Source organism: Vulcanococcus sp. DEBay_Sum22DG08_74 (genome assembly GCF_017852955.1).
GTDB lineage: Bacteria > Cyanobacteriota > Cyanobacteriia > PCC-6307 > Cyanobiaceae > Vulcanococcus.
The window spans coordinates 1-8,016 of sequence record NZ_JAFMKL010000076.1; the positions used below are offsets into that span (position 1 = coordinate 1).

The 8,016-nt window shown below is 64.3% G+C and carries 9 protein-coding genes; 7 read left to right on the forward strand and 2 right to left on the reverse strand.

All coding sequences use genetic code 11. The features are described from left to right. On the forward strand, nt 1–342 hold a 342-nt coding region (locus QZ184_RS08495; RefSeq protein ID WP_296419065.1), incomplete at its 5' end, for a ZIP family metal transporter. 8 nt (nt 343–350) lie between these two features. Then, nucleotides 351–1,511 (forward strand): DUF4336 domain-containing protein, encoded by a 1,161-nt coding sequence (locus tag QZ184_RS08500; RefSeq protein ID WP_296419067.1) that lies wholly within the window; start codon nt 351–353, stop codon nt 1,509–1,511. Here the strand turns inward: QZ184_RS08500 and QZ184_RS08505 are convergent. After that, entirely contained in the window at nt 1,508–1,855 is a 348-nt protein-coding gene (locus QZ184_RS08505) for a DUF760 domain-containing protein (RefSeq protein ID WP_010316770.1), read from the reverse strand. The genes QZ184_RS08500 and QZ184_RS08505 overlap by 4 nt on opposite strands. Before the next feature lie 29 nt (nt 1,856–1,884). Next, entirely contained in the window at nt 1,885–2,466 is a 582-nt protein-coding gene (lepB, locus tag QZ184_RS08510; RefSeq protein WP_050778473.1) for a signal peptidase I, read from the reverse strand. Between the two features lie 53 nt (nt 2,467–2,519). On the opposite strand from lepB, the gene menD reads away from it, so the two are divergent. From menD to QZ184_RS08535, 5 genes are all read left to right on the forward strand, one after another. After that, complete coding sequence (gene menD / locus QZ184_RS08515; protein WP_296419071.1) at nt 2,520–4,298, forward strand: 2-succinyl-5-enolpyruvyl-6-hydroxy-3-cyclohexene-1-carboxylic-acid synthase; 1,779 nt, start codon at nt 2,520–2,522, stop codon at nt 4,296–4,298. 7 nt (nt 4,299–4,305) lie between these two features. Next, nucleotides 4,306–5,136, forward strand: coding sequence for a 1,4-dihydroxy-2-naphthoyl-CoA synthase (menB, locus tag QZ184_RS08520; protein ID WP_296419073.1), 831 nt, complete (start codon nt 4,306–4,308; stop codon nt 5,134–5,136). Between the two features lie 49 nt (nt 5,137–5,185). Then, complete coding sequence (locus QZ184_RS08525; RefSeq protein ID WP_247478096.1) at nt 5,186–5,791, forward strand: L,D-transpeptidase; 606 nt, start codon at nt 5,186–5,188, stop codon at nt 5,789–5,791. Nucleotides 5,792–5,832: 41 nt separating this feature from the next. Beyond that, on the forward strand, nt 5,833–7,359 hold the full coding sequence (glgA, locus tag QZ184_RS08530; RefSeq protein WP_296419075.1) for a glycogen synthase GlgA: 1,527 nt from the start codon (nt 5,833–5,835) through the stop codon (nt 7,357–7,359). 101 nt (nt 7,360–7,460) lie between these two features. Next, nucleotides 7,461–8,016 (forward strand): hypothetical protein (locus QZ184_RS08535; protein WP_296419077.1); only part of this gene is annotated, 556 nt, incomplete at its 3' end.

Here is an 8,016-nt window from a genome sequence, read left to right on the forward strand (position 1 = left end):
ATCGCCATCGCCATTGCCATTCACAACATCCCGGAGGGGCTCGCGGTCTCAGCGCCCGTGTATTACGCCACCGGTAGCCGAAGCAAGGCCTTCTGGATTTCCTTTGCCTCTGGCTTGGCGGAACCAGTCGGAGCGCTGATCGGCTACGTGTTTCTGCGGACCTTTCTCAATGACGTGGTTCTGGGCCTGGTGTTTGCCAGCGTCGCCGGAATCATGATCTACATCTGCTTCGACGAGTTGCTCCCGGCGGCCCAACGCACGGGCGCCAAGCACCACCTGATGATGTTCGGGGTCACCGCGGGGATGCTCGTGATGAGCATCAGCCTGGTGCTGCTGACCTGAAGCGCTCGATGGTTGCCGCTTCCGACCAGCGCTGGACTTGGTGGCCGTTGCTGCCCCTCTATCCCTACGGGCGCAAGCGCACGCTGGTGCGTGAGCTGATCCCAGACCAGCTCTGGAGTTTTGAGCAGCTTCAGGGTGTCTTTTACGTGGCGGTGCCCATCCGAATGACGGTGGTCCGTGTGCGTGGTGGCCTGATGCTCTATGCCCCAGTCGCGCCCACCGTCGAGGTCCGTCAGGCCCTTCGCTCCTTGGAGGAGCGTTTTGGAGCGGTCCAAACGATTGTGTTGCCGACGGCCTCAGGGTTGGAGCACAAGCTTCCTGTCCCGCCGATGGCGCGGGCTTTTCCCGAGGCGGAGGTCTGGGTCACCCCCGGTCAGTGGAGCTTCCCGATCAACCTGCCTGCCAGCTGGTTGGGCTTCCCGCGGGCGCGAACCCGGGTGCTTCAGGAGGATGGCTATCCCCACAGCGACGAGCTGGTGTGGTCGTCCTTGGGTCCGCTTGACCTTGGGCTGGGTCGCTTTCAGGAATTTGCCTGCCTGCATCAGGCCAGTGGCTCGCTGCTGCTGACGGATGCCTTGGTGGCCATTAACCCGGAGCCACCAACCATTTTTGATTTCGATCCCACCCCCCTGCTCTTCCATGCCCGTGACAGCGGCGATCAACCCCTGACGGACACGCCGGAACTGCGCCAAAAAGGTTGGGAGCGTCTGGCTTTGTTTGCTTCGTTTTTGCGGCCGGAGGCCCTGGAGGTTCCACCCCTCCGCGAGCTGTTGTCCAAGGCGTTTCAGCCGGGCTGTCGCTCAGCCCGGAGTTATTTCGGCCTCTTCCCATTTCAGTGGCGCTCGAGTTCCCGTACTGCCTTTGCAGCGTTAACCCAGCCAAGCGGCTCGCTTCTGGTGGCACCCGTGCTGGAGCGCCTGGTTTTTCCTCGTGCCAGGCCCGTGGTGATTCGCTGGTTGCGGGAATTGGCGCAACTGCCCCAGGTGCGCTGGGTCGTGCCGGCCCATTACGACGCTCCTGTGCCCTGCTCCAACGAACAGTTGGCTCAGTTGGCCGATGCGTTCGAGCGCAGAGAGTGGGCCCCAAACGAGGGGAACTGGGACTACCTCGCCTCGATCGATCAGTTGTTGGTGCGCTCCGGTGTTGTTCCGGGTGAAGACTCGGCCTAGAGCCTGAGTTCGCCGGGGTCTGCGTCGGCGCCGCCGTCGTCGAACAGCGTTGCTTCCAATTCCATGCGCTGCTCCATTTGGCGCAGGAAATACCCCGTCATCATCGCCGAGGCGAGAAGACCAGCCAGATGGTCACGGCTGGCGGTGATCTTCACGTCGAATTGCTCACCGGGAATCATCCCGAGCAGGCCTTGGACGTTGTGCCGAATGATGTCTTGAATGTCGCCGCTGGCGGAGCGAGCCACGCGTTGCAACACGTCCGGAGACTGTTCCTGCAGGTACTGAATCAGGGAGTTGCCGCTGATCGGTTCGCTGTCGCTGGTCAGGAACTCCGGGTTGAACATTCCGGCGTGCTCCACGTCAGGGTTGCACCCTACCCCAGCTGATTCTCTGGCTCTGGGGCGGGGAACCGAATCAAACCGGCCCGCCTGAGGGGCCAGTAACGCAGAACAGCGGTGCCAATCAGATCCTGCTCGGGCAGTGGTCCCCAGACGTGGGAATCGAGGCTGGCATTGCGGTTGTCCCCAAGAACCAAGAGGTGGTGATCGGGGACGGTGACGGGGCCAAAGCTGTAGTCGATCGCCTCAGTGCGCCAGGGTTCCGCGACGGCTTCACCGTTGCGGAGCAGCTCACCTCCGCGGATTTCCACGACATCGCCGGGTTGGCCGATCACCCGTTTGATCAGAGCTGCCGCTGGGTCATAGCCAGCGGCGACGAGCTGCTCAGGGGCACGGAAGACCACGACGCTTCCTGTTGGAACGCCAGAGCCCAGTTTGGGCCGGATTTTCTCCACAAGAATCCTGTCCTGCAGTTGCAGGGTGGGGAGCATGGAACCGGAGGGAATCCAGCGCGGTTCGATCACTGCCCAGCGCAGCACCAGGGCCAATGCCAGCCACAGCAGGATCGATCTCCAGCCCTTCACCGCGGACTCGGGTGCTTGTGGCGGAGTCTGCATCGATTCAGCGTGGGCCGGCATGATCGCCACATCCTGATCAATGGCCCGCCCAGGTGCCTCTGCCCCCTCCCCACCCCTGCAGTGCTGAGGCGAATCTTCAGGCGGCGCTTGCGTTGTTGCTTGAGCTCCAGCGCCAGGGGCTGAGGCGTCTGGTGCTCTGCCCTGGGAGTCGTTCGGCTCCCTTGGCCTTGGCCGCTGGACTGCTGGCGGAGCAAGGGTTGGAGTTGTTCTGCGGCGTGGACGAGCGCTCAGCGGCCTTTCTTGCCCTCGGTTTGAGTCGCGGGGACGGTCGTCCTGCGGCCCTGGTGACCACCTCGGGAACTGCGGTGGCGAATTTGCTTCCTGCCGTCGTGGAGGCCGATTTCGGTGCGATTCCGCTGCTGGTGCTGAGCGCCGATCGCCCCGCCCGCTTGAAGGGTTGTGGGGCGAATCAGACGGTCAATCAAGAGTCGTTTCTTGCCTCCTCTTGCCGCTGTTTGCTTCAGGGGGATCCCCGGGGTCTGGCGGCGATGGAGCGCTCGGATCTGCGGGTGTTTGCCCAGCAGGCCTGGGCGAAGGCGCTGCTTCCCCCCTGGGGCCCGGTGCACTGCAATCTCCCCTTTGAAGAACCCCTGCATGCCCCGGCAGAGAGCATCAGCCGCCTGCAGAGCGAACTCAAGGCACAGTCCCCTGAGGCGGCCAGTGGCGAAGACCTGATTCCCTCTCCTGCGGCTGGGACTGGAGAGGGTCTTCCCTTCGATCTCGATCGCCCAGGGGTGGTGATCGCCGGTCCCTGGCGTGGTCGCGCGGAGGACTTGCCGGGCTTTGCCGCTGCCCTGCAGCGCTGGCAGGCGCGGACGGGTTGGCCGGTCTTGGCTGATCCGCTCTCCGGGCTGCGGGGTTGGCCTGGCCTGAGCTGTGTTCTCAGCTACGACCTGTTCCTGGCAGAGGGCCATCAGCTGCCTTCTGCGCCACAACTGTTGCGCCTGGGGCCGGTGCCAGCGAGCCGTCGTCTGCAGGCCTGGATTCAGCGAAGCGCCGGCGTTCAGTTGTTGGTGAGTGAACAGGATCCGCGCAACCTCGATGCCTTGGGCACGGCCAGCCAGCATTGGCCCCATGGACTGGAGGCCTGGCTCGCTCAGCACCCCGCATCCCGCTGGGACGCTCCAGTGGCTGCTGGTAACCAGCGGTGGCGCGACCTCTGGTGGGCGGCTGAGCAGCAGGTGCAGCAGCGTCTGGACCAGCTGCTCCCGGCGCAGGGGCTCTCGGAGCCAGGCTTGGCCCGGAGCCTCAGTCGCGCTCTGCCAGCCGATTGGGGCTTGATGCTCGCCAGCAGCAGTCCTGTGCGGGACTGGGAGAGCTTCTCGGCCCCGGATGCCCCTTGCCGCAGCATTGACGGCTTCCGCGGTGCCTCGGGCATCGATGGGACGTTGTCCCTCGCTGCCGGTTTGGCCATCAGCAGAGGCCCCCTGGTGCTCTTGAGCGGTGACTTGGCCCTGCTGCACGACGCCAATGGCTGGCTTTGGCTGCAGCAGCTGCGAGAGCGTGGCGCCCAGCTGACGGTCGTGATGGTCGATAACGGCGGCGGCGGCATCTTTGAGCAATTGCCGATCCGTCCGGCCCTGGATTTCGAGCGCCTGTTCGCGATGCCACAAGCCATGGACCACCTGCGCTGGGCCGAGGGCTATGGCATCCCCGCCCAGCGCGTAGAGAGCCTGGAGGCGTTGCCCCAGGCGATGGCTTGGGCGCATGGGCAGACGCTCAGCCTTCTGGTGGTGCAAACCGATCGCCAGGCGGATGCGCAGTTGCGGCAAAGCCTGCGCCGCACAATGGTCGAACTCGCAACCCGCTGAAGCCGCTGTGCAGTGGATTCCCCAGGGCTCCTACGACGACATCCTGTTTGATCTCAGTGAGGAGGGCATCGCCCGGATTCAGATCAATCGCCCGGAAAAGCGCAACGCCTTTCGTCCAAAGACCGTCAGCGAACTCTTTGATGCGTTTTCACGGGTGCGGGATAACCCGCGGGTTGGGGTGGTCCTCTTCGGCGGGGTCGGCCCTGCCCCCGATGGTGGTTATGCCTTTTGTGCCGGCGGTGATCAGAGCGTCCGCGGTGACGGGGGCTACGTCGGTGATGACGGCCTGCCGCGGCTGAATGTTCTTGATCTTCAGCGCCTGATCCGCAGCCTGCCCAAGGTGGTGATTGCCCTGGTGGCCGGCTACGCCATCGGTGGCGGACAGGTGTTGCACCTGCTCTGTGACCTGAGCCTGGCGGCTGAGAACGCTCGGTTCGGCCAGACCGGTCCGCGGGTGGGCAGTTTTGACGGGGGCTTTGGCGCTGGTTATCTCGCCCGCGTGGTCGGCCAGCGCAAGGCGCGGGAGATCTGGTTCCTCTGCCGCCAGTACGGCGCCCAGGAGGCGTTGGAGATGGGCTTGGTCAATGCCGTTGTTCCCCTTGATCAGCTCGAACTGGAGGGGGTGCGTTGGGCGCGGGAGGTGATGCAGCACAGCCCGACGGCGATCCGTTGCCTGAAGGCGGCGTTCAATGCGGAGACCGATGGTCTTGCGGGCATCCAAGAACTGGCCGGGCAAGCCACCCATCTCTTTTATCGAACGGAAGAGGGGCAGGAGGGCAGAAATGCATTCCTGGAGAAGCGGTCTCCCGATTTTTCTGGCTCCGACTGGCTGCCGTAGCACAACTGAAGTCTCGTAGCTAGTCCTAGGTGAGACTGCTGCTTGGCTTGTGACCTTCTCCCGCTCGACTGGCCTCGCCCTCCTGGCGCCTTTGGCCTTGGCCCTGCTTCCGCAGATCGCTGAGGCACGCCAACCCGACCCCATCCCACCTCCGGCACCGGTCATTAGCGATGCGGTGGCCCTCTCTCGCATCCCGACCTCGCTGATGAATCAGGAGGGACTGCACCTGGTGCTCGATCGCCAGACGCGGCAGTTGATGGTGATCAAGGACGGCCGGATGCTGCATCGCTACCCCGCCGCCGTTGGTACGGACGGTTGGGAAACGCCTGCCGGCAGCCATCGGGTTCTCGAGAAGGTGGCCAAGCCCGTTTGGCAGCATCCAGGCAATGGCTCCCAGGTCCCTCAGGGCCCGAAGAATCCCCTGGGTTCACGCTGGATTGGCTTCCATCGCAACTGCACCCCCAAAGAGAATGCCTGGGACGGTGAGCGCTATCTCAGCGTCAACGGCTGCACGGTGGCGGGCTTCCATGGCACGCCCCACCGCTGGACCGTTGGACGTGCGGTCTCCCATGGCTGCGTACGTCTCTACGAAGAAAACGTCCAGGAAGTGTTTGAGCTGGTCGAGGTCGGCACCTTGGTGACGGTCCTTCCCTAGAGACTGCCCGTAAAGTTGCGCCCACTTGCGATCCCATCGCCATGCGGGTGCTCTTTGCTGCGGCTGAATGTGCACCGATGGTGAAGGTCGGCGGGATGGGCGACGTGGTCGGCTCCCTCCCCCCGGCCCTGGCACCCCTGGGCCACGACGTACGGCTGATCATGCCGGGCTATGGCCGCCTCTGGAGCCTTCTGCAGATCCCGGCTGATCCCATCTGGCGTGGCCACACGATGGGCACCGATTTTGCGGTGTTCGAAACCCGTCATCCGACGAATGGCTTGCCCCTGTACCTGGTCGGCCACCCTGTCTTCGATCCGGAGCGGATCTACGGCGGCGAGGACGAGGACTGGCGTTTCACCTTCTTTGCCAGTGCCGTCTCGGAATTTGCCTGGCACCACTGGAAGCCCGACATCCTGCATTGCCATGACTGGCATACCGGGATGATTCCGGTCTGGATGCACCAGGACGCGGAGATCAGCACCGTCTTCACCATCCACAACCTCAAGTACCAGGGCCCCTGGCGCTGGAAGCTCGATCGGATGACCTGGTGCCCCTGGTACATGCAGGGTGACCACACGATGGCGGCGGCATTGCTTTATGCCGACCGGGTCAATGCGGTCTCACCGACCTACGCCCAGGAGATCCGCACGCCTGAGTACGGCGAGAAGCTCGACGGCCTGTTGAATTTCGTCAGCGGCAAGTTGCGCGGCATCCTCAACGGCATCGACCAAGACGCCTGGAACCCGGCCACCGATTCCACCCTGCCCGCGACCTTCTCCGCCGATGACCTCTCGGGCCGCGCCGTGTGCAAACGGGCCCTGCAGGAGCGCATGGGCTTGGCGGTCAATCCCGACACCTATCTGATGGGTGTGGTGAGCCGTCTGGTGGACCAAAAAGGCATTGATCTTCTGCTGCAGGTGGCGGACCGGGTCCTGGCCTATTCCGACAGCCAGATCGTGGTCTTGGGGACCGGGGACCGGCACCTCGAGGCGGGGCTTTGGCAGATGGCTTCCCGCTATCCGGGGCGTTTTGCGGTCTTCCTGACCTATGACGACGCCCTCTCGCGCTTGATCTACGCCGGTAGTGATTCGTTCTTGATGCCGAGTCGGTTTGAGCCGTGTGGCATCAGTCAGCTCCTGGCGATGCGCTATGGCTCCATTCCGGTGGTTCGCCGCGTCGGTGGTCTGGTCGACACCGTCCCCCCGCACGACCCCAATAGCCACACCGGCACGGGGTTTGGCTTCGACCGCTACGAGCCACTCGATTTCTACACCTCGATTGTCCGCTCCTGGGAGGCCTATCGCCATCGCCAGAGTTGGACGGAGCTGCAGCGCCGTGCCATGCAGGCCAATTTCAGCTGGGATCGCTCCGCCCTGGAGTACGACCGGATGTACAAGGAGGTCAAAGGGGTCAAAGAACCGACCCCCGACGCCCAAGCGGTGGAGCAGTTCTCCCAGGGTCAGCAGGCCGATCCGAGCCGCCAGGGCCTTGACCAAGTGTCTGAGGCTGAGGCCGCTCCTGGTCTGCGCAATCCCCTCTCGCTTCTGCGCCGCCGGAGCAGCCGCTGAGTTCTCCTCCGCCCACGGAACGGCGCAGCAATCTGCCGGCGCCCTACAAGAACCCTTGGCTCTCCCTGGCCGAGGACCTTGGCGCCGTCCGCGGCGACCTTGTGCTCCGCTCCCGGGAACTTTGGCGACGCAATCGCCAGGGAAGCCTCTGGTCGCCGTCCTGGTGGCCGTCGGATCTCGCTCCCCTGTTCTGGCCGGCTTTAGCCCTGTTCTTAACGGCACTGCTCGGGTCGGCCCTGGTCCTGCTGCTGCGGGTCTGGCCCTCTGCCCCTGATCCAGCCGCACCAGCCGCTCCAGCCGCCGTGGTGCAGAGCGCACCTGAGCCGCAGCAATCCTCCGAGCCGATCAGCGATCTGGAGGTGGCCCAAGCACCTGCTCTCGTTGAGGAGCCGCCGGTTCAGCCGATTGAGCCGATCGAACCGAGCGATGCCGACGCTTTTGATTTGGAACCTGAGGAATTCGAGGGGCCCTATGCCCCCGACCCTTTACTTGAGCTGGTGCAGCGACCCGAGGCCGATGGACTGCTGGTCCAGGCCGAGGGCGTTGCCGACCAGTCCCTCTTAATCCTGCAGGTGCGGCCAGCCTTCCCGGCACTGACCCCACAGGAGCAGCAGCGGCGCGCTGAGGTATGGCAGCTGTGGGCCAATCAGCTTGGCT

Excerpts from the sequence above, each read along its gene's own strand:
- glgA (WP_296419075.1), top strand. The coding sequence starts at position 5,833 with ATGCGGGTGCTCTTTGCTGCGGCTGAATGTGCACCGATGGTGAAGGTC.
- QZ184_RS08505 (WP_010316770.1), bottom strand. The coding sequence starts at position 1,855 with ATGTTCAACCCGGAGTTCCTGACCAGCGACAGCGAACCGATCAGCGGC.
- QZ184_RS08500 (WP_296419067.1), top strand. The coding sequence starts at position 351 with ATGGTTGCCGCTTCCGACCAGCGCTGGACTTGGTGGCCGTTGCTGCCC.
- lepB (WP_050778473.1), bottom strand. The coding sequence starts at position 2,466 with ATGCAGACTCCGCCACAAGCACCCGAGTCCGCGGTGAAGGGCTGGAGA.